Source organism: Aeromonas sp. Y318-3 (assembly GCF_027706185.1).
Taxonomy (GTDB): Bacteria; Pseudomonadota; Gammaproteobacteria; order Enterobacterales; family Aeromonadaceae; genus Aeromonas; species Aeromonas veronii.
This window is the reverse complement of record NZ_JAPDCN010000031.1, coordinates 1-21,571: the sequence shown is the minus strand read 5'-3', so window position 1 is coordinate 21,571 and position 21,571 is coordinate 1. Positions and strand designations below refer to the sequence as shown.

General features: G+C 60.7%; 14 protein-coding genes and 1 tRNA gene. 12 read left to right on the top strand and 3 right to left on the bottom strand.

The annotated features are described in order from the left end of the window. Window position 1: 1 nt before the first annotated feature. Window positions 2-77 (bottom strand) — tRNA-Gly (locus tag OKB77_RS23255). A gap of 249 nt (window positions 78-326) precedes the next feature. On the opposite strand from OKB77_RS23255, the gene OKB77_RS23250 reads away from it, so the two are divergent. The 11 genes from OKB77_RS23250 to OKB77_RS23200 all read left to right on the top strand — a co-directional run bounded on the left by OKB77_RS23250 (window position 327) and on the right by OKB77_RS23200 (window position 16,649). Then, window positions 327-3,764 carry an ATP-binding protein gene (locus OKB77_RS23250; RefSeq protein ID WP_270818621.1) on the top strand — a complete coding sequence of 1,146 codons (3,438 nt, stop codon included), beginning with the start codon at window positions 327-329 and terminating at the stop codon, window positions 3,762-3,764. 415 nt (window positions 3,765-4,179) lie between these two features. After that, the gene (locus tag OKB77_RS23245; protein WP_005353816.1) at window positions 4,180-5,865 is read left to right on the top strand and encodes an ABC transporter substrate-binding protein; all 1,686 of its coding nucleotides are present in this window, start codon (window positions 4,180-4,182) and stop codon (window positions 5,863-5,865) included. 118 nt (window positions 5,866-5,983) lie between these two features. Then, complete coding sequence (locus OKB77_RS23240; RefSeq protein WP_005353818.1) at window positions 5,984-6,967, top strand: ABC transporter permease; 984 nt, start codon at window positions 5,984-5,986, stop codon at window positions 6,965-6,967. A 1-nt stretch (window position 6,968) separates the two neighbouring features. Beyond that, window positions 6,969-7,889 (top strand): ABC transporter permease, encoded by a 921-nt coding sequence (locus tag OKB77_RS23235; protein WP_064340888.1) that lies wholly within the window; start codon window positions 6,969-6,971, stop codon window positions 7,887-7,889. Beyond that, complete coding sequence (locus OKB77_RS23230) at window positions 7,886-8,905, top strand: ABC transporter ATP-binding protein (RefSeq protein WP_270818618.1); 1,020 nt, start codon at window positions 7,886-7,888, stop codon at window positions 8,903-8,905. The genes OKB77_RS23235 and OKB77_RS23230 overlap by 4 nt, the downstream gene beginning before the upstream one ends. Before the next feature lie 11 nt (window positions 8,906-8,916). Next, entirely contained in the window at window positions 8,917-9,909 is a 993-nt protein-coding gene (locus tag OKB77_RS23225) for an ABC transporter ATP-binding protein (protein WP_005353824.1), read from the top strand. 114 nt (window positions 9,910-10,023) lie between these two features. Further along, complete coding sequence (locus OKB77_RS23220; RefSeq protein ID WP_270818616.1) at window positions 10,024-11,745, top strand: glycoside hydrolase family 9 protein; 1,722 nt, start codon at window positions 10,024-10,026, stop codon at window positions 11,743-11,745. Next, complete coding sequence (locus OKB77_RS23215) at window positions 11,738-12,610, top strand: BadF/BadG/BcrA/BcrD ATPase family protein (RefSeq protein ID WP_270818615.1); 873 nt, start codon at window positions 11,738-11,740, stop codon at window positions 12,608-12,610. The genes OKB77_RS23220 and OKB77_RS23215 overlap by 8 nt, the downstream gene beginning before the upstream one ends. After that, the gene (locus OKB77_RS23210) at window positions 12,595-14,460 is read left to right on the top strand and encodes a beta-N-acetylhexosaminidase (RefSeq protein ID WP_270818614.1); all 1,866 of its coding nucleotides are present in this window, start codon (window positions 12,595-12,597) and stop codon (window positions 14,458-14,460) included. Before OKB77_RS23215 ends, OKB77_RS23210 begins: the two co-directional genes overlap by 16 nt. 212 nt (window positions 14,461-14,672) lie before the next feature. Then, the gene (locus tag OKB77_RS23205) at window positions 14,673-16,226 is read left to right on the top strand and encodes a methyl-accepting chemotaxis protein (protein ID WP_270818613.1); all 1,554 of its coding nucleotides are present in this window, start codon (window positions 14,673-14,675) and stop codon (window positions 16,224-16,226) included. Between the two features lie 66 nt (window positions 16,227-16,292). After that, window positions 16,293-16,649, top strand: a complete 357-nt coding sequence (locus OKB77_RS23200) for an MGMT family protein (RefSeq protein ID WP_247823248.1) — start codon at window positions 16,293-16,295, stop codon at window positions 16,647-16,649. 16 nt (window positions 16,650-16,665) lie between these two features. Here OKB77_RS23200 and OKB77_RS23195 read toward each other — a convergent pair whose 3' ends face one another. Next, entirely contained in the window at window positions 16,666-16,830 is a 165-nt protein-coding gene (locus tag OKB77_RS23195) for a hypothetical protein (protein WP_005334891.1), read from the bottom strand. Between the two features lie 108 nt (window positions 16,831-16,938). Further along, window positions 16,939-19,560 carry a type I DNA topoisomerase gene (gene topA, locus OKB77_RS23190; RefSeq protein WP_005362158.1) on the bottom strand — a complete coding sequence of 874 codons (2,622 nt, stop codon included), beginning with the start codon at window positions 19,558-19,560 and terminating at the stop codon, window positions 16,939-16,941. 355 nt (window positions 19,561-19,915) lie between these two features. On the opposite strand from topA, the gene astB reads away from it, so the two are divergent. Further along, the gene (gene astB, locus OKB77_RS23185; protein WP_005334893.1) at window positions 19,916-21,253 is read left to right on the top strand and encodes an N-succinylarginine dihydrolase; all 1,338 of its coding nucleotides are present in this window, start codon (window positions 19,916-19,918) and stop codon (window positions 21,251-21,253) included. Window positions 21,254-21,571 lie beyond the last annotated feature (318 nt).

Here is a 21,571-nt window from a genome sequence, read left to right as displayed (position 1 = left end):
TTGGAGCGGGAAACGAGACTCGAACTCGCGACCCCGACCTTGGCAAGGTCGTGCTCTACCAACTGAGCTATTCCCGCGTTACTGCTTTCGTGCCAGTTGCCTGACAACGAGGCGCATTATACGTACCACGAGCGCCAGCACAACCCCTTTTTCGCAATTTAAGCCCTGATGCAGACTGTTTGCTCAGGGTTTAAACGCCTTGCTGCATTTTTCTCCAGCCAGCTGTGACCCACCAAGCGAATTTGGGATAAAGTCGTTGAAATGATTACGCTTTCGTTCGAGACTTGAGCGGCTTAATAACCGGATTCTCAATTGAAAATCACAAGATGAAATGGATCTTCACGCTTCGTGGGCTCAGGCCGCAGTTAATGCTGGCTTTTTTCATGTTGGGCATGGTGCCCTTTTTGGTCATCACCCTCTTCTTTCTATACAGCCACGGCAAGGATCTCACCACCCAGACCTCCAACCATCTGGTCTCCGTCCGTAATATCAAGAAGAGTCAGCTCGAGGATTACTTCAACAACCTCAAAGAGCAGATCATCAACTTCTCCCAGCAGGATTTTGCTGGCAACAGTATCGGCCGTTTCTATGGCTTTACCGGCGCCTTCGAGAAGCTGGGCACCACACCGCAGGAGGCCCGCAGCCGTGCTCAGGCCCGCTATCTGCCAGGCTCCTGGGATCAACTGCGCAAACCGGACAGTCAGGTGGAGATCGAACCCTCCATCACGGCGCTTATCCTCGCCGACGAGATGTATGGCCGGGTGCACCAGCGCTTTCATCGCGGCTATGCCGACATGGTGCGCAAGTCCAACTACAGCGACATCTTTCTGGTGGACCTCAACGGTGATGTGGTCTATTCGGTCACCAAGCACCCTAACTTTGCCACCAATCTGCTCTCCGGACCTTATCAGGGCAGTGGCTTGGGCCAGACCTTCGCCAAGATCAAACGCCGCCTCGATGGCGGCCAGAAACCGCAGCAGATCTTCGAGTTCACCGATTTTGGCCGCAACGAGCTGACCGGGCAGGTGGTCGCCTACATGGCGGCGCCCGTGATGCAGTACGACTATGTGCGCGGTGTGGTGATTTTCGAGCTGCTGCCGGACAAGCTCAACCAGATCATGGCGGAGCGGGAGGGGCTGGGCGAGACCGGCGAGACCATCCTCATCGGCCCCGACAAGCGGATGCGCGCCGATGCCTGGCTGGCACCGGAGTTCAGCGTCGAGAACAGCTTCAGCCCCAACTTCCGGCCGCTGCAAACCCCCCTCATCACCAAGACGCTCTCCGGCGAGCAGGGGGTCGGGCTGTTCCACTCCTATCAGGATGACGAGGTGCTGGCCGCCTACACCCAGGTGAAGGTGTTCGATACCGAGTGGGCCTTTATCGCCGAGATCTCCACCCGGGAAGCCTATGCCCCCATCCGCCAGCTGGAAACTCTGGTGATTGTGCTGGGTGCGGGCTCGGTACTGCTGCTGATCCTCTTCTCCCGCTGGCTCTCCCACTCCATCACGGCGCCGCTGCGATCCCTGACCGAAGCAGCCGAGCAGGTGGCCGACGGCGCGCTGGATCACCCCATCGCCATCGAGCGCACCGGCGATGATATCGACCGGCTGGCCGAGGCGTTTCGCCATATGCAGCGCTCGGTGAAGGACAAGATCGAACTGATCGAACAGCAGACCCAGGAGCTGCAACAGCAGGTCAAGCTGACCCACAAGCAGAACCTCAGCCTGCAGCAGGCGGACAAGCTCAAGGATGAACTGCTGGCCAACACCTCCCACGAGCTGCGCACCCCCATTCACGGTATCAAGGGGATGGCCGAGTCGATGCTCGCCAGTCAGCAGGATTTGACCGAAGGGCAGCAAAAGCAGCTCGGCCTCATCATCAAGAGCGCCGACGGCTTGGCCCGTCTGGTGGACGATCTGCTGGACTACCACCAGATGCGCTACGGCCAGCTGGAGATCCACTCCCAGCCCGTCTCATCCAAGGGGGTTATCCGGCTGGTGCTGGACCTCTGCCAGCATCTGGTGCAGGCCAAACCCCTCACTCTGGTGGATATCAGCCCGGCCGAACTGCCGCCGGTGCTGGCCGATGAGCAGCGGCTCGAACAGGTGCTCTACAACCTGGTGGGCAACGCCATCAAGTACACGCCGCAGGGCAAGGTGGTGCTCAGTGCCATCGTCGAGAACAACTTCCTGCGCATCAAGGTCACCGACACTGGCATCGGCATCGCCCCTGATCATCTGGAACACATCTTCGAGCCGCTGGTACAGATGAGCCCGGAGGTAAGCAAGCAGGGAGCCGGCCTTGGCCTCTCCATCACCCGCCAGCTGGTGCACCTGATGGGGGGCGAGCTGTTTGTCGAGAGCGAGCCGAGCGTCGGCTCTACCTTCGCCTTTACCCTGCCCCTTGCCACCGGCAAAGCGGCCAATCTGACTCTCGACAGCCGCCAGATCGAGCATCAGCTGGTGCGCCAGCAACCGCTGATCCTGCCGGACTGGGAGAGCGACGATCTGCCCCCTCCCCCCGAGGATGCGCCGCTCATTCTGGTGGTGGATGACGAGCCCATCAACCTGCACATCCTGCGCCATCTGCTGCAGCCCTGCGGCTACCGCATCCTGCCCAGCAGTGACGGCCACGATGCGCTGGCCAAGCTGGCCGAGGAGCGGGTGGACCTCATCCTGCTCGATGTGATGATGCCGACCCTCTCCGGTTTTGACGTCTGCCGTCGCCTGCGCCAGCAGCACCCGAAAGATATGCTGCCGGTGCTGCTGCTCACCGCCCTCAACCAGCCCAAGGATATCGAGGAGGGCTTCGGGGCCGGTGCCAACGACTATCTGGTCAAACCCTTCTGCAAAGAAGAGCTGTTTGCCCGGGTCAAGGCTCTGCTGGAGGCCAAGGCCGGACGCGCCTCGCTGGTAGAGAATCGGCTATTGAAGCAGGAGATCGAACATCGCCTCACCCTGCAGGATCGACTGCATCAGGATCAGCAGCGCCTGCTGGCCCTGCTCGGTGAAGGGGCCGACCCCATGATCTTTATCGACGAGCAGGGCACAGTGCTGTTTGCCTCCCGGGTGCTGGCACGCCTGCTGGGACAGGAGCCGGAAGCCATGGAGGGGCAGTCCCTCAATGAGTGGCTCGCCACCCCGCTGCAACATCAGTGGCCCGACCTTGCCAGCGAACGGGAACACAATCTGGAATTTTTGGTGGCCGGGCAAAAAGATGTGCTCAACGCCCGTGCCCTGCCCATCGCGCTCGGAGGACAGGCAGCTTTCGCCCTCACTCTGAGTACCGAACTGCGTCAGGATGAGAACCGGGTAATGGCGCTGGAGAACGCCCTCAAGAACCTCTCGCGGCAAGCCATCATCGAAGATGAACAGCTGTTGGGCGAGCTGAGCCGCCTGGGTGGCGAGTTCCGTTCGCTGGCCGACGACCTCATTCGCCAACAGGATGACGAGCCGCTGCGCCGGGCGCTGGTAGAGACCATGCAGCTCACCCTGGATGCCTGGCAGCAGGGGACCGGCAAGGGCAAAATCGTGCTGGCAGAGAAGAGCAAGCTGTGGCGGGTCTATATGGACAGATCCAGCCCGCAGACCCGCACCCTCGACAAATACCTGAGTCTGGACACCCTGCCCAAGTCGCCACGCTGGAAGACGGTAGTGGCCACCACCGAGTATGTGCTGGGCCACTGCCCGCTCAATGACCACCAGCGCCAGCAGTTGCAGCACAGCGCCCAGACCCTGCGTCAACTCGCCAACCGCAAGCCGTGACACGGTGCCCTAAACGGGCGCCGGATCACAATTGGCAATCTGGTTTCTTTTTATGCAAAACAAAGCCCCGCACAACCCCGAAACCGAGAGCAGATCCAATTCACAAATTTGTCATATACGCCATTTTCACAGCCACTTTTTACGCGAAAGCAAATAACGCAAAGTTATGATTTTAAAAAGATAAAAATCTATTTTGACGAGATTGACGTAACACCGTCAATTTTTACGAAAACAACGAAATCAATAGTTGTTGTTTTCCTGTTAATTCTGGTTTGCTTAGGGCGTTGGAAAACAGAACGACAAAGGTTAGACACCTGACCAACACAGAGGGCCGATTTCATCAGCATGCGAAACCGGTGCTCACACAAAACAAGGCGAACCCTCGGGAATGCCAAAAAATAAGAAAGGAAAACATATGCTTGCCAAAGTATCCAAAATCTCTACCGCTGTAATGCTGGGAACCATGATGCTTGCCGGTGCCGCCGGTAACGCCATGGCCGCAGAAAACAAAACCGTGCTGACCATGGTCGCACAGCAGGAAACCGCCTGGGTCAAGAACTTCAACCCCTTCCTGCAAGCGGGCTTGCTGCACACCACCCGTCACTTCATCTATGAACCACTGGTGATCTTCAACGATATGCAAGGGGGCAAACCCGTCTATCGTCTGGCCACCAACTATGCGTTCAGCGATGACCTGAAATCCGTCACCTTCGATCTGCGTGACGGCGTGAAGTGGTCTGACGGCGAAGCCTTTGATGCCGATGACATCATCTTCTCCTTCAATCTGGTCAAGGCCAACAAGGCGCTGGATGAGCGCTCAATCTGGACCCAGATCAAGAGCGTCGAGAAGCTGGCCCCCAACAAGGTCAAATTCGACTTGACCGAGGTCAACACCAACGTGGTGAACGATCTGGTGCTGGTACCCATAGTGCCGGAGCATCAGTGGAAATCGGTGAAAGATCCGGTTGCCTTCACCAACGACAAGCCGGTTGGTACTGGCCCCTTCACCGAAGTGGACAACTTCTCCGCCCAGCTCTACACCCAGTGCCGCAACCCGCACTATTGGGATAACGCCAACCTCGCTATCGACTGTATCCGCATGCCGCAGATGGCCACCAACGACCAGGTGCTGGCGGCTGTCATGAAGGGTGACATCGACTGGTTCGGCTCCTTCGTGCCGGATATCGAGCGCCTCTACGTCGGCAACGATCCGAAGAACAACAAATACTGGTTCCCGGCCTCCGGTACCGTGGCGTTCAACGTCAACTTCCAGACCAAGAACCCGGGCAATAACGAAGCCTTCAACGACATCAACTTCCGCCGCGCCTTCTCCATGGCGATGGACCGCCAGTCCATGGTGGATATCGCGGGCTACGGCTACCCCACCGTCAACGAGTACCCGTCAGGTCTGGGCAAAGCCTTTGACTCCTGGAACAACCCGGAAGTGGACAAGAAGTACGGCAAGTACAACAAGTTCGATCTGGAAGGGGCCAAGGCCCTGCTGAAAGAGGCAGGCTACAAGGATTGTGACGGCGACAAGTTCCTCGACACCCCGAGCTGCAAAAAGATCGAGTTCAAGGTACTGGTACCGAACGGCTGGACCGACTGGGTCAACACAGTTCAGATTGGTGTAGAAGGGCTGCAGGCGCTGGGCCTGAACGCCAAGACCGCCACCCCGGAAGCGACCGTCTGGACCGAGAACCTGATCACCGGTGACTTCGATGTCGCCCTGCAGGGTTACTTTGCCGGTGCCAACCCGCACAAGTACTTCGAGACTGCGTTCCACTCCCGCAACATGGGCGACCGTGGCAACCGCTTCGCCGCGCCCCGTTACAAGGACCCCGAGCTCGACAAGCTGATCGATGACTTCACCCAGACCGCCGATGCGGCCAAGCAGAAGGAGATCATGTTCGCCATCCAGGATCGTGTTGGCGCCAACCAGACCATCATTCCGGTCTTCAACAACCCGACCTGGTACGAGTACAGCACCAAGCGCTTCAACGGCTGGTTCAGTGCTGATAACCCGGTAGCCAAACCTCAGCTCCACCCGGACACCCCTGAGCGTCTGCTGCACGTGTTGTCCCTCAAGCCAAACAGCTAAACAATCCCGGCCCCCTGCGGGGGGCCATCTTCCCCGTTAACCCCTTTCTTGCCCGGCACCGCCAGGGTTGGGGTAGCTATACCCGACGCGGGGCAGACTTGCAGTAAAAGGTACCATCATGGGATTCATACTGAGACGCTTTTCCTTCTATCTGGTTGCCTTTCTGGTAGCCGCCACCATCAACTTCCTGTTACCCCGAGCCATGCCAGGGGATCCTGTCTCCGTGATGTTTGCCCGCGCAGGCGCCATGATGGAACCCGCCGCCCTGGAAGCCCTCAAAGCCACCTTCGGCTTTGTCGACGGCCCCATCGGCACCCAGTTTCTCACCTATGTGAAGAGTGTCTTCACCTGGGATCTCGGCACCTCGGTGCGTTTCTACCCGCAGCAGGTCTCTGACGTGCTGGGCCGTGCCATCGGCTGGACCCTGTTTCTGGTCGGCACCTCAACCATCCTGAGCTTCTCCATCGGTTCCATCGTCGGCATCTTCGCCGCCTGGTATCGCGGCGGCCGGATGGACAGCATTCTCTCCCCGCTCACCCTGGTGATGCAGGCTATTCCGCCGGTAGTGGTCTCCCTGCTCGCCCTGTTCCTGTTCGGGGTCAGCCTCGAGTGGCTGCCCATCGGCTACGCCTACAGCCCGGAGATCAAGGCTGACTGGGGCTGGGAGCACATCAAGAGCATCATGACCCACGCCATCATGCCGGTGCTGACTCTGGCCGTGGTGCAGGTAGGGGGCTTTCTTATCACCATGCGCAACAACATGATCAACCTGCTGGGCGAGGATTACATCACCATGGCCAAGGCCAAGGGGCTCTCCAGCAACCGGGTGATCTTCAACTACGGCGCTCGCAACGCCATTCTGCCCAGCGTCACCGCCCTCTCCATGGCGCTCGGTTTCGTCATCGGTGGCTCTCTCATCACCGAGGTGATCTTCAACTACCCCGGCTTGGGCCTGACCCTCTATCAGGGCATTCTGGCCCGCGACTACCCGCTCATTCAGGGGCAGCTGCTCATCATGACCATCACCATGCTCAGCTTCAACTTCCTGGCCGACGTGCTCTACGTCTTCCTGGATCCCCGTCTGCGTACAGGAGGCAAATAAGATGCGTATGCCGACCATTCTCAAGATCCTGCTGGGCAACAAGAAGGCTGCCTGTGGCCTCGCCATCGTGGTTGCCTTCGTACTGATGGCCATCTTTGCCCCCATTCTGGCCAGCAACGAGCCGACCAAACGGGTGGCTCGCCCGCACCAGCCGCCCAGTGCCGAGTTCGTGATGGGTTCCACCCGCATGGGCCACGATATCTGGGCCCAGTTCACCAACGGCGCGCGAATCTCGCTGCTGGTGGGCTTCAGCGCCGGCCTGCTGGTCTGCACCCTGGCCGTCGCCATCGGCATCACCGCCGGTTACTTCGGTGGTCTGGTGGATGAATGCCTCACCTTCCTGATGAACGTGGTGCTGGTGATCCCCAACCTCCCCTTGCTACTGGTGCTGGCGAGCTTTATCGGGGAGGCGTCACCGGCGGTGATTGCCGTGATAATAGGGTTGACCTCGTGGGCCTATGGCGCGCGGGTCATCCGCGCCCAGACCCTGGCCCTGCGCGAGAAGGAGTTCGTCATCGCCGCCGAAGTGTTGGGCGAGCCGGCCTGGCGCATCATTCTGGTGGAGATCCTGCCCAACCTCATCTCCATCATCGGGGTGAGCTTCATCGGTTCCATCATCTACGCCATCGTCACCGAAGCGACCCTGGAGTTCCTGGGGCTTGGCGACCCGACCGTGGTGAGCTGGGGCATCATGCTCTACAACGCCCAGACCTCCAGTGCCATTCTGGTCGGCGCCTGGTGGGAGATCCTGGCTCCCTGCTTCGCCATCGCCACCCTGGGTGCCGGTCTGGCCCTGCTCAACTTCGCCATCGACGAGATTGCCAACCCACAGCTGCGATCCCACAAAGGGTTGAGCCGCTGGAAGAAACTCGCGGCCCCGGTCACCACTCCGGTTGCCACAGCACAGGAGAAGACAGCATGAACAAGCATCCCCTGCTGTCAGTACGCAATCTTTGCGTCGACTACATCACCGAAAATGGCGACGTGCGCGCCGTCAACTCGGTGAGCTTCGATATCAGACAAGGCGAGATCTTCGGTCTTGCCGGTGAGTCGGGCTGCGGCAAATCCACCGTCGCCTTCTCGGTGGCCCGGCTGCACAAGCCGCCCGCCTACATCAGCGGTGGCGAGATCCTGTTCAAGGGGGAGAACATCCTCCATTACGGTGACGAGCGGCTGAGCTCCTACCGCTGGCAACAGGTGTCGGTGGTGTTCCAGTCCGCCATGAACGCCCTGAACCCTGTGTTGCGGATGGAGGAGCAGTTCTGCGACGTGCTGCTGGCCCACAACCCCGGCATGACCCGTTACGAGGCGATCAAGCGCGCCCAGGAGCTGCTCACCATCGTCGATATCCACCCGAGCCGGCTCAAAGATTACCCGCACCAGTTCTCCGGCGGCATGCGCCAGCGGCTGGTGATTGCCATCGCCATGGCGCTCAACCCCGAGCTGCTCATCATGGATGAGCCGACCACGGCGCTCGATGTGGTGGTACAGCGGGAGATCCTGCAGAAGGTCTATGCCCTGAAAGAGAAGTTCAACTTCTCCATTCTGTTCATCACCCACGACCTCTCCCTGATGGTGGAGTTCTGCGATCGCATCGGCATCATGTATGCCGGTGAGCTGGTGGAGGTGGCTCCTTCCAAGGCGATCCTGACCGCGCCACTGCACCCCTATACCAGAGGGCTCGGCAACTCCTTCCCGCCCCTGCACGGGCCGAAGAAGGTGCTGGAGGGGATCCCGGGCACCCCGCTCAACCTGCTGGAGGTGCCGGTCGGCTGTCGCTTTCAGGCCCGCTGCGGCAAAGTGCACGATCGCTGCCGTCAGGAGTACACCAAATTGGCCGAGATCCGCCCCGGGCAACAGACCGCCTGCCACCTCTATGAGGTGCAGGGACTGCAACAAGATTCCGTGATCTATCTGGACAAGGCCGCTGGCTGTTAAGGATGTCTGTCATGCAAATCGCCAAAACCGATGCACCCATCATCGAAGTCCAGCACCTCTACAAGGACTTCCCCATCAACTCCAATGCCATCAAGAGTGGCAAGATGCGGGCGCTCTCCGACATCACCTTCAACCTGCACCGGGGCCGCGCCCTGGCGGTGGTCGGGGAGTCGGGCTCCGGCAAGAGCACCATCGCCAAGATCATCGCCAAGATGTACAAGCTCAGTGCCGGGCGCATTCTCTATCGCGGCCACGATCTGGAGGAGTTCAACAAGGGCACCGCCCTGCTGGACTATCGCCAGAGCGTGCAGATGGTGTGGCAAGATCCGTTCGGTTCGCTCAACCCGACCCACACCATCTATCACCACATAGCCCGCCCCCTGCTGCTGCACAGCAAGGTGATCGACAAGAAAGAGCTGCCCGACATGGTCTACGCCCTGCTGGAGAAGGTCGGCCTGACTCCTGCCAAGGCGACCGCGGCCAAGTATCCGCACCAGCTCTCCGGCGGCCAGCGCCAGCGGGTCAACATCGCCCGCAATCTGGCGGTGGAGGCGGAAGTGGTGCTGGCGGACGAACCCACCTCCATGCTCGACGTCTCCATTCGCATCGGCATCCTCAACTTGATGGAGCAGATGAAGAACGAGCTCGGCGTCTCCATGCTCTACATCACCCACGACATCGCCACCGCCCGCTATGTGGCGGAAGATCTGGCAGTCATGTATGTGGGACACATGGTGGAGTGGGGCGAGGTGGATGAGATACTGCACCACCCGCAGCACCCCTACACCCAGCTGCTCATCTCGGCTGTGCCCGACCCCGAGAAGAGTATCCACGCCGAGCTGGAGGGGGGCCGTAAGGGGGAGATCCCGCTCTGGACGCCGGAATCCTGCGGTTGCCCCTTTGCCGGGCGCTGCAATCAGGCGATGCCCCGCTGCAAGGAGGCGCTGCCCCCCATCACCAAGCTTGCCGACAACCACTTCGTGCGTTGCTACCTCTACGAGTGAAGGTGAACCCGATACCGGCCGGACAACCCTGTCCGGCCATGCCTCGATACGGGGCGGCCACAGCCCCGTGATGTGCCTCACCGCCCGGCGGTGAACCACAGGAGTAATACCTTGATGGAACTCTTGATCAATCAGGTGGGCTACGAGTGCGACGGACACAAGGTCGCCCTGTTGCAAACCTCCCCCGCCCCTGATCTCGGCGGCTATGTCAGGCTGCAACGCCTCGACGATGGCCAGATCCTGTTTGAAACCCCGCTGCAACCGGCTGGCAGCGTCCCTGGCTGGCAGGGCCGCGCTTACTGGCGCGCCGACTTCTCCGCCTTCAAGGAGCCGGGTCACTATCGGCTGGAGGCGATCACTGCCCAAGGCATTGTCCGCTCCACCCGCTTTGCCATCGGCCAGGATCTGCTGGCCAGCCGCTGCCTCTCCGATGTTATCCACTACTTCAAGGGCCAGCGCGCCAGCGGCACCTTTGATCGGGCCGACCGCAGCGCCCGCCTGTTTGGCACCGACCAGCACAAAGATGTGCACGGCGGCTGGTTCGATGCCAGCGGCGACATGAGCAAGTACCTGAGCCACCTCTCCTACGCCAACTACCTCAACCCCCAGCAGACCCCCATGGTGGTGTGGGCCCTGCTCAAGTGCCGGGAGCTGCTGGCCCCGCGCCGCGATATCGACAGGGTGAACCTCTGCAAACGGCTCAATGACGAGGCGCTGCACGGCGCCGATTTCCTCTGCCGGATGCAGGATGAGTCGGGCTTCTTCTACATGACCCTGTTCGACAAGTGGAGCAAGGATCCCGCCCAGCGCGAGCTGTGCGCCTATGCCACCCAGCAGGGGCTCAAGTCTGCCAACTGGCAGGCGGGGTTCCGCCAAGGGGGCGGCATGGCCATCGCCGCGCTGGCCCGCGCCGCCCGCGAGAGCGTCAGCGGCGACTTCGATGCCAGCCGCTACGCCGAGGCAGCCAAACGCGGCTACCTGCATCTGCGTGAGCACAACCTTGCCTACCTTGATGACGGGGTCGAGAACATCATCGACGACTACTGCGCCCTGCTGGCAGCGGTGGAGCTGACCCGCACTTTCGGCGCCGAGTGGCTGAATGAGGCGAGAGCCCGCGCCAGCAAGCTCTGTGCCCGCCAGCGCCCTCATCCTGAGCTGGGTCACTACTGGTCGGCCAACGAGGATGGCTCGCGCCCCTACTATCACGCCGCCGAGGCGGGCCTGCCGGTGCTGGCGCTGCTGGAATATCTGGGCGTAGAGCCGGAGCAGGAGCACAAGGCCCAAGCACAAACCGTGGTGGAACAGGCACTGGCCGCCGAGTTGGCGCTCTGCGCCCGCACAGGCAACCCCTTCTCCCTCGCCCGCCAATATGTCAAAGGGGTGGATGAAGCGCCGCGCGTCAGCTTCTTTATGCCCCACAACAACGAATCCGGTTACTGGTGGCAGGGGGAGAACGCCCGCCTCGCATCTCTGGCGACCATGGCCTTTGCTGGCGCCCGCCACTTCCCCCGCCAGAGCCAGCCGCTCATCACTTACGGTCAGCGCCAACTCGACTGGATCCTCGGGCAAAACCCCTTCAACGCCTGCATGCTGGCGGGCCACGGCATCAACAACCCCGCCTATACCGCCGGTTATCCCAATGCGCAGGGGGGGATCTGCAACGGCATCACCTCAGGGTTTGATGACGAAAATGAGGTGGCCTTTATTCCGGAGGAGTACAAGGATCGGCTGGATCAGAACTGGCGCTGGGGCGAGCAGTGGATCCCCCACGCTGCCTGGTTTGCTCTGGCCATCACTTGGCAGAGTGCGCAGGGAAATGGAGGTCGACATGATTGAATACTGGGTCGGGGTCGACGGCGGGGGCACCCACACCCGCGCCCGCATTCGGGATCGGGCGGGCAAGCTGCTCGGAGAGGGGCGCGCGGCCGGCTCCAATCTGGAGCTGGGCATTCCCCATGCCCACGTCAATGTGCTGGCCGCCATCGCCAGCGCCCGCCTTGCCGCCGGGCTCGACATCGAGAGTGAACAGCAGATGGGGGTCGGACTGGCGCTCGCCTCTGCCGAGCTGGCCGACTGCTATCACGCCCTGCTCGAGATGCCCTTCCCCTTCGCCAGCGTCAGGCTCACCTCCGATGCCTTCGGTGCCTGCCTCGGCGCCTTTGGAGGCCGTGAGGGGGCCATTCTGATCGCAGGTACCGGCTCGGTGGGGCTGGTCTATCAGGAGGGGCAGATCCGCACCTGCTCCGGCCGCGGCTTCCCCATTTCAGACATAGGCAGCGGCGCCTGGCTGGGCTTACGTGCCATCCAGCAATCCCTGCTCTGCCACGACGGCATTCTGCCCCCCAGCACCCTCGCCATCCGCCTGATGGACCGCTTCAAGCGGGATCAGGCCGAGGTGGTTCGCTGGGCCGCCCGCGCCATTCCGGCGGACTATGGCCACTTTGCCCCCTGGGTATTCGATGCCGCCAGCGATGGCGACGAGCTCGCCAATCAGCTGTTGGACGAAACCTGCGAACAACTGCGGATCCTGCTGGAGGGAATGACCCAGCTCGGTGCCAGACAGATCGCCCTGCTGGGGGGGATTGGCACCCGCCTCGCTCCCCGTCTCGGCCAGCTCAACCTGATCCCCCCCCAGGCAGATGCGCTCGATGGCGCCATCCTGTTTGCCCAATCAGAGGATTTTCCATGTCTACACCCCTGATCCACACCCAGGTCGCCCGACGTGACGGCGAGGATGTCTGGTTCACCTTCACCCTCTCACGCATGCCTGATACCAAGTGGAAGCTGCACTTCTGTCTGGCTCGCCATATCGACCCCGACTCCTTGCAAGGGGGCGAGCTGGAGCGCCAGAGCGGCAGCTACAAGGTGATTGTCCCGAACGCTGACAGCTGCGAGCTGCGCTTTTGCTGCCGCCAGACCCCGCTCAAGAAGCTCTCCGACATGCCGCAGGGCTTTTTCCTCAGCTTGCCGGAGGCGACCACGGGTGCCCAGCTGCTGCCGGTGACGCTGGCCGCTCAGGATCTCGGACTGGAGAACCCGCCGGTAACCCGCCCCGACCTGCCGGAGGTCGAGCCCCAGCCCGGCATAGTGCCACAACCGGCCCATTTGGTACTGCTGGAGGGGAACTTCCGGCTGGCCGAGCGGGCTCATGTCAGCGCCCCCCGCGATGTGCCGAAGCTGCTGGCCCACTTCAACGAGCTGACGTCGCTGGCGCTGGAGCAGGATCACGACGCTGAAATCCGGCTGACCGAGGCCAAACTGGCCCCCGAAGCCTACCAACTCACCATCACGCCGCAGGAGGTGGTAATTGCCGCCGCCGACGAAACGGGTTGGCGCCACGGGCTGGTGACTTTGGCCCAGTGGTATCTGCAACATGGGGAGAGCCTGCCCTGCATCACGCTGGAGGATGCCCCGCGCTTTGGCTTTCGCGGCATTTTTCTCGACTGCGCCCGCCACTTCCACACTCCGGCCACCATCAAGCGCCTGCTCAAGCTGATGAGCCTCTACAAGTTCAACCGCTTCCACTGGCATCTGACCGATGACGAGGGGTGGCGACTCGAGATCAAGGCCTTCCCGGCATTGACCGACGTGGGTGCCTGGCGCGGCCACGATCTGGCGATCGGCCCCCAGCTCAGCGGCGGCGCCGAACCCTATGGCGGCTACTACACCCAGAGCGAGGTGAAGGCGCTGGTGAGCTATGCCGGTGAGCTCGGCATCACCATCATTCCCGAGATCGACATTCCGGGCCACTGCCACGCCGCCATCAAGGCGCTGCCCGAGCTGCTGATCGAAACGGCAGATCACTCCCGCTACCGCTCGGTCCAGCATTTCGATGACAACGTGCTCAACCCCGCCCTGCCCGGCACCTACCGCTTCCTGGAGGCGGTGCTGGACGAGGTGTGCGAACTCTTCCCCGGCCCGCAGATCCACATGGGGGGTGACGAGGTGCCGACCGGGGTCTGGACCGACAGCCCCGCCTGCCAGCAGCTGATGACCGAGCAGGGCTACGCCGACTGCCGCGAGCTGCAGGGCCATCTGCTGCGCCACTGCCAGCGCTATCTGGCCGCCAGAGGCAAACAGATGATCGGCTGGGAGGAGATCCTGCATGGCGACAAGGTGAGCCGCAAAGCGGCCATCTGTGCCTGGACCAGCTTTCAGGCGGGGCTGGATGCTGCCGCGGCCGGTTATCCGGTGGTGATGGCGCCCGCCCAGTTCCTCTATCTCGATCTCGCCTGGAGCGCCGATATTCATGAACCCGGCCTCTACTGGGCGGGTACCCTCAATCTGGAGCAGATCTACTCGTGTGACCCTGCCCCAGCCGATTTCCATGCCAACGATAACATCCTCGGGGTGCTGAGCCCCTTGTGGTCAGAATTGATCACCAGCCGTGATCGTCTCGACTACATGTTATTCCCGCGTATGCTGGCCACGGCCGAGGTGGCCTGGAGCGCTCCCGCCCACAAGGGCTGGGAGCACTTCGCCGCCCGCCTGCCGGGTCAGCTGCAGATCCTCGATCAGTTGCAGGTGCGCTACCGGATGCCACAGAGGTAATGTTGTCTCTACTTTGGCGGCCAATCGGCCGCCTTTTTTACGATTAGCCAACAAAACATCAACTTCCCCCTACCATTCATCCGCCATTATTGGCAAAATCCAGCCCCCAATGAAGCTGGTCTGCCTCCTGCTGGCGCGAGCCTGCGGTCACCTCCAGATCTGCCACAATAACAACGACAATATTATCAACAAGAACATCGGAGCGTATTCCTATGGCCCGCAGAGATGTCCATACCCTGGATAGCGAAGTGGAGTTTCCTGCCGACGTACAACTGGTCTCCACCACTGACCTGCGCGGGGTGATCACTTATGCCAATCCGGCTTTTTGCACCATCGCCGGCTATAGCGCCGACGAGCTGGTCGGTCACAACCACAATCTGGTACGCCACCCCGACATGCCCAAGGCCGCCTTCGCCGATCTCTGGGCCCGCCTCAAGGAGGGCAAACCCTGGCGCGGCATCGTCAAGAATCGGTGCAAGGATGGTCGTTACTACTGGGTAGATGCCTATGTGACCCCCATCTATGAAGGCAACAGGATCAGCGGCTACCAGTCGGTACGCTGCAAACCCGAACCCCAATTCAAGCGCATCGCCGCTCAGACCTACCAAGCCCTGCTCAAGGCCGAGCGCGGCAACAGCAGCAACCTACCCTCTCTTGCCAAAGTACGCACCCCGGCCATTACCCTGCTGCTGCTCGGCCTGATGGGCTGGACCTTCGCCAGCCAAGGGGCCATGACCGTCCTGCTGATGCTGCTGCCCCTGTTGCTTCTTGGCGGAGCCTACTGGCGCGAGCTCTTTGCCCTGCCCCACTATCTGCAGCAACTGGGCCGTGAATATGACAGTCTGACCCGGTTGGTCTACTCCGGTGACAACCCCGGCGCCATTGCCGATTTTCATATCAAGATGCTTCAAGCCCGCATCCGAACCGTGTTGGGACGGATCAACGATGCCACGGCACCTCTGCAAACCCTGGCCATCAATCTGAAGCAGGCCTCTCATCAAGCCTGTCTCGATATCAACGAGCAAGATGCCCAGACCCAGCAGATGGCTACGGCTATGACTCAGATGGCCAACACAGCTCACGAGATCGCCCGCAACATTCAGGACTCCAACGGTCAGGTCAACGAAGCTCGCAATCGTTGTGAACAAACCAACCAGCAGTTGAACCAGACCGAGCAGCAGATCGAACAGCTCGCCAAACAGGCAGAGCTGGCGTTCAACTCGGCGGTAGAGCTCGCCAGTGAATCCGAACGGATTGGCAGTGTCATGGGCGAGATCCAGGGCATCGCCGAGCAGACTAACCTGCTGGCCCTCAACGCGGCCATCGAAGCCGCTCGCGCCGGGGAGCAGGGCCGTGGTTTTGCAGTGGTGGCCGACGAGGTGCGTACCCTGTCGACCCGCACCCACAAGGCGACCGAGCAGATCCAGGGCAGCATCAAGCAGATCCAGCACACGCTGGGACGCTGGAAGGGGATGATGCAGGAGAACCTGCAACAGACCCGCACATGTGCCGAGATGACCCGCCAGGGCGCCAGCAGCCTCCATACCGTGCTGGCAGAGATAGAGCTGGTCACCGAACACTCCACCCAGATCGCCACCGCTGCAGAGCAACAACAAGCTGTAGTGGAGGAGATCAGCCGCAGCATCCACCAGATCTCCGAGTACTCCCACGCCAACAGTCAGAAGATGCTGGATGTCGATCACTCCAGTCAGGCTCTGCTGGAACGGGCCAAGCAACTGAAGGGGCTTAGTCAGACCTTCGGCTGAATCATTGCCAGCCCCATGACAGAAGCGCCACAATGGCGCTTCTGTTGTTTTTGACGAATCGGGTTTATGAGCATTGAATCAAGTCCTGTCCCATTGAACAAAGCTGCCCGTATCGAAGCGATCATCGCCCTGATCCCGGCAGGCCGGGTGGTCAGCTATGGTCAGGTGGCCGATCTGGCCGGGTTGCCCGGACGGGCAAGACTGGTGGGCAAGGTGCTGCGGGAAACCGACAAGGTACTGCCGTGGCATCGGGTGCTGAGCGCGGCGGGCACCATCTCGTTACCGAAAGGATCGCAAGGCTTTGCCGAACAGACGGGACGCCTGCAGCAAGAAGGGGTCGTGGTGATCGGTGGGCGGGTCAGAATGAAGCAGTGGCAATGGCAGCCCGATCTGGCCGAGCTGCTTTTTCTACTGCCGTTTTGAGGGGATCACAGCCGGGTCACTCCAGCGGCGCCAGGATCTCGTCGCTGCGCACCTGCACCGGTATGGTCTCATCCGCGCGCTGCAGCAGCACCAGCAGGCTCTGCCGGTCAACCTCCAGCACATAGGCCGCCCCTTCCCGAGTCATGCAGCTCATGCCCGGCCGGATCTCGTTAATCTCCATCTCAACCTCCTTGTCTACTTCGCGATTGACGACAGCTGCACTCCTTGCAGCTGTCTCAGTATACCGCTATCCATAAGCAAAGAGGCCCCTTGTCGGGGCCTCTTTTCATCAGGCTTTTTTAGCCTTTGGCAAACTCTCTTGCCAGGTACCGTTGTCGTAGTGAGCGGTCCAACCGGTCGCCTTGCCGTTGACCTCGCTCATCACGTACTGCTCCTTGGTCTTGCGACTGAAACGTACGATGGCGGGGTTGCCGTCCGGATCGGTGAGCGGGGCACCGGCCAGATACTTGTGCTTGGCGGAGATTCGATCCTTGAAGCGCTTGAGCTCTTCCACCAGCGGCGCGCGGGTCTCGCGGGATTTGGGGAAGTTGCTGGCCGCCAGGAACAGACCGGCAGCCCCGTCACGCAGCACAAAGTGAGCATCGGACTGGGTGCACTTGAGCTCCGGCAGCGGCACCGGATCCTCCTTCGGCGGCGCGATGTCGCCGTTTTTCAGGATCTTGCGGGTGTTCTTGCAGGTCTCGTTGGTGCAGCCCATGTACTTGCCGAAACGGCCGTTCTTGAGCTGCATCTCGGCTCCGCAACGGTCGCACTCGATGCTCGGCCCTTCGTAGCCCTTGAGCTTGAACTGGCCCTTCTCGATCTCGTAGCCATCGCAATCCGGGTTGCGACCACAGACGTGCAGCTTGCGGCTGTCATCGATGATGTAGGCATCCATCGCTGTACCACAGACGCCGCAGCGGTGCTTGGCGCGCAGCGCTTCGGTTTCCGCCTCTTCACCGTCAGTAGCGGAGACAAACTCGTCGGCAGAGACCAGGTTGATGGTCTTCTTGCAGCGCTCTTTCGGCGGCAGGGCATAGCCGGAGCAGCCGAGGAACACGCCGGTGGTGGCGGTACGAATACCCATCTTGCGGCCGCAATCCGGGCAGTCGATGTCGGTCATCACCATCTGGTTGGCACGCATGCCGCCCTCTTCGGGCGCCTTGTCAGCCTTCTCCAGCTCCTGGGTAAACTCGGCGTAGAAGGCGTCCAGCACCTTCTTCCACTCAAGGCTTCCTTCGGCGATGCCATCGAGCTTGTCTTCCATCTTGGCGGTGAACTCGTAGTTCATCAGCTCGACGAAGTTCTCCACCAGACGGTCGGTGACGATCTCGCCCATCTTCTCGGCGAAGAAACGGCGGCTCTCGACCCGCACATAACCGCGATCAACGATGGTGGAGATGATGGAGGCGTAGGTTGACGGACGGCCGATGCCGCGTTTTTCCAGCTCGCGCACCAGCGCAGCTTCAGTGAAACGAGCAGGCGGCTTGGTAAAGTGCTGGCGCGGATCCAACTTGACCAGTTTCAGCACCTCGCCCACGGTCACCGCCGGCAGCTGGCTATCTTCGCCCTTGCGACCCATCGGCGGCAGTGCCTTGGTCCAACCGGCGAAGCGCAGGGTACGGCCACGGGCCTTGAGCTCGAACTCACCCGCCTTGACGGTCAGGGTGGAGGAGTCGTATTGAGCCGGGGTCATCTGGCAGGCAACGAACTGACGCCAGATGAGATCGTACAGACGCATGGCATCCGGCTCCATCCCTTCCAGCATCTCGGCAGTCACCTGTACGTTGGAGGGACGGATCGCTTCGTGCGCTTCCTGGGCATTGGCCTTGGCGCCATACAAATTCGGCTCGGCTGGCAGATAGGCCGCGCCATACTGCTCGCCGATATATTCACGCACCGCCTCAACCGCCTCTTTGCTGAGGTTGGTGGAGTCGGTACGCATATAGGTGATGTAACCCGCTTCATAGAGACGCTGGGCCATCATCATGGTCTTTTTGACCCCGAAGCTCAGACGGGTAGAGGCCGCCTGCTGCAGGGTAGAGGTAATAAACGGCGCGGATGGCTTGGAGCCGGTCGGCTTGTCTTCCCGGTTAACGACCTTGTAGTCGACCCCTTCTAGGGCTGCCACGGCGGCGAAGGTCTCTGCCTGGGTCACCGGCTTGAAGTCGGCACCATTGCGGCTGACCACTTCCATCCGCAGATCGCTCTTGTCGGCGGTCAGCAGGTCGGCATTGAGATCCCAGAACTCGACCGGTACGAACGCCTTGATTTCACGCTCTTTATCGACGATGAGACGCACCGCAACGGACTGTACCCGACCGGCAGAGAGGCCACGAGCCAGCTTTTTCCACAGCAGCGGGGAGACCATGTAACCCACCACGCGGTCGAGGAAACGACGGGCCTGCTGGGCATTGACACGGTCAATATTGAGTTCGGACGGCTGGGCGAACGCCTCCTTGATGGCGCTCTTGGTGATCTCGTTGAACACCACGCGCTTGTAGCGGCTGTCGTCACCACCGATGATCTCGCGCAGGTGCCAGGCGATCGCCTCTCCTTCTCTATCCAAGTCGGTTGCGAGATAGATGGTGTCGGCTTTCTCGGCCAGACTTTGCAACTCGCTGACCACCTTCTCCTTGCCGGGCAAAATCTGGTAGTTGGCCTGCCAGCCAGCGGTCGGATTGATACCCATCCGGGCAAACAGGGCCTTGCGATCCTTGGCAGCCTTCTCGGATTCGCTCAACTTGATGCCGCGAATGACAGGTTTCTTGGGCTCGGTGCTGGCGCTGCCGCTGGTGGGCAGATCGCGAACATGACCAACGCTGGATTTCACCACGTAGTCCTTGCCCAGATATTTGTTGATCGTCTTGGCCTTGGCCGGAGACTCCACTATGACCAGTGATTTGCCCATGCTGTAACTATTATCCTCATTGCACCCGACGGGGTTGGTGTGCGGTTTTGTGGGGCTGTATAAGAGATTTGGCGCGAAAAAGCAATCTTGTGAGCAAATTTGCCTGACCAGCCCGAACCACACGGCTTCTTTTATTGCTTCTTTATTTATTAATGCGAAGGCAACAGGCAGGACGCAACCGCTTTTTCAATTTTCTGCCATACCGCCCCTCTTTTTATATCTGAAACGACATAAAAACGTCTGCTGGTTACCGGCTTGTTACAAAAACATAAAATCTCTTTATAATGGCCCAACCCCGACGCATTGTGCGCGGAAGGAACCGCTACCCATCATAAAAATCGAAAGGATGTACTCAATGAAGCACTTCGAGGTCAATTTCGACGGTCTGGTCGGCCCGACTCATAACTATGCTGGCCTCTCCTACGGCAACGTTGCCTCCCAGAGCAATGCCCAGGAGGCTTCCAATCCGAAAGAGGCCGCCAAACAGGGGCTGCGCAAGATGAAGGCGCTGACCGAGCTTGGCATGACCCAGGGGGTACTGGCACCACAAGAGCGTCCCGATCTCGCCACCCTGCGCCGTCTCGGCTTCACCGGCAACGATGCCCGGGTGCTGGAGCAGGCCGCCAAGCAGGCTCCTGCCGTACTGGCTGCCTGCTATTCGGCCTCCAGCATGTGGACAGCCAACGCCGCCACCGTCTCCCCCAGTGCCGATACCCAGGATGGCCGCATTCACTTCACCCCCGCCAACCTGACCAACAAGTTTCACCGCTCCCTGGAGCCTGACGTCACGGGCCGTATCCTGCGCGCCGTGTTCAACAATGATCGCCACTTCAGCCACCACCTCCATCTGCCGGAGAATGACCACTTCGGCGACGAGGGGGCAGCCAACCACACTCGCCTCTGCCGCGCCTATGGCGAGGCGGGGGTCGAGCTGTTTGTCTATGGCCGCAGTGCCTTTGACTACTCCCGCCCGGCGCCGAAGCGCTACCCGGCCCGCCAGACCCTGGAAGCGAGCCAGGCCATCGCCCGCCTGCATGGCCTTGGCGAGGAGAGCGTGGTGTTTATTCAGCAAAACCCGGAGGTGATCGATCAGGGAGTGTTCCACAACGACGTGATCGCGGTGGGCAACCAGAACGTGCTCTTCTTCCACCAGCAAGCGTTTCTCAACACCGAAGCGGTGCTGGCCGAGATAAGCGGCAAGTTTGGCGAGGGGGATTTGCACTTTATCGAAGTGCCGACTGCCGAGGTATCCGTGCTGGATGCGGTGAAATCCTACCTGTTCAACACCCAGATCCTCACCCTGCCGAGCGGAGAGATGGCCATCATCGCCCCCACCGAGTGCCGCGACAATCCGGCGGTGTCGGCCTATCTTGGCAAGCTGCTGACGCAGGAGACCCCGATCAAAGCGGTCCACTATATGGATGTGAAACAGAGCATGCGCAATGGTGGCGGCCCTGCCTGCCTGCGACTGCGGGTTGCCATGAACGATCAGGAACTCGCCGCGGTCAATCCGGCTTGCCTTATCAACGACAGCCAGTTTGCCCGCCTCGATGGCTGGGTGGATCGCCACTACCGCGACCGCCTAACCCTCGATGACCTGCGGGATCCGGCACTGGTTCAGGAGTCCCGCAGCGCACTGGACGAACTGACCCAGATCCTGAAACTGGGTTCGGTCTACCCGTTCCAGCGCTAGATGTGATGCCCGGCAAGACCGCCAACGCTGGCGGTCTTCTGCTATCTGCCTTCTCTTCAGCGCGATCGCCAACTTGCACGGATGCTGTTTTGTGCAGAAAAGCAGCGCACAACTTGCTGATAAGCTTGAATTTTGAGCTGGATGTATCAAAAAATCGACGAACAGTCATTTTTTACTGCCAGATGCCTCATCAAGGGGTTCACAAAGCCTCTGGATCTGATAGTATGCGCCTCGCACTTGGGGAGGGGTTCCCGAGCGGCCAAAGGGATCAGACTGTAAATCTGACGGCTCTGCCTTCGAAGGTTCGAATCCTTCTCC

What these genes read in the sequence shown, in the direction of transcription:
- OKB77_RS23250 (WP_270818621.1), top strand. Translation starts at nt 327, where the DNA reads ATGAAATGGATCTTCACGCTTCGTGGGCTCAGGCCGCAGTTAATGCTG.
- OKB77_RS23245 (WP_005353816.1), top strand. Translation starts at nt 4,180, where the DNA reads ATGCTTGCCAAAGTATCCAAAATCTCTACCGCTGTAATGCTGGGAACC.
- OKB77_RS23240 (WP_005353818.1), top strand. Translation starts at nt 5,984, where the DNA reads ATGGGATTCATACTGAGACGCTTTTCCTTCTATCTGGTTGCCTTTCTG.
- OKB77_RS23235 (WP_064340888.1), top strand. Translation starts at nt 6,969, where the DNA reads ATGCGTATGCCGACCATTCTCAAGATCCTGCTGGGCAACAAGAAGGCT.
- OKB77_RS23230 (WP_270818618.1), top strand. Translation starts at nt 7,886, where the DNA reads ATGAACAAGCATCCCCTGCTGTCAGTACGCAATCTTTGCGTCGACTAC.
- OKB77_RS23225 (WP_005353824.1), top strand. Translation starts at nt 8,917, where the DNA reads ATGCAAATCGCCAAAACCGATGCACCCATCATCGAAGTCCAGCACCTC.
- OKB77_RS23220 (WP_270818616.1), top strand. Translation starts at nt 10,024, where the DNA reads ATGGAACTCTTGATCAATCAGGTGGGCTACGAGTGCGACGGACACAAG.
- OKB77_RS23215 (WP_270818615.1), top strand. Translation starts at nt 11,738, where the DNA reads ATGATTGAATACTGGGTCGGGGTCGACGGCGGGGGCACCCACACCCGC.
- OKB77_RS23210 (WP_270818614.1), top strand. Translation starts at nt 12,595, where the DNA reads ATGTCTACACCCCTGATCCACACCCAGGTCGCCCGACGTGACGGCGAG.
- OKB77_RS23205 (WP_270818613.1), top strand. Translation starts at nt 14,673, where the DNA reads ATGGCCCGCAGAGATGTCCATACCCTGGATAGCGAAGTGGAGTTTCCT.
- OKB77_RS23200 (WP_247823248.1), top strand. Translation starts at nt 16,293, where the DNA reads ATGAGCATTGAATCAAGTCCTGTCCCATTGAACAAAGCTGCCCGTATC.
- OKB77_RS23195 (WP_005334891.1), bottom strand. Translation starts at nt 16,830, where the DNA reads ATGGAGATTAACGAGATCCGGCCGGGCATGAGCTGCATGACTCGGGAA.
- topA (WP_005362158.1), bottom strand. Translation starts at nt 19,560, where the DNA reads ATGGGCAAATCACTGGTCATAGTGGAGTCTCCGGCCAAGGCCAAGACG.
- astB (WP_005334893.1), top strand. Translation starts at nt 19,916, where the DNA reads ATGAAGCACTTCGAGGTCAATTTCGACGGTCTGGTCGGCCCGACTCAT.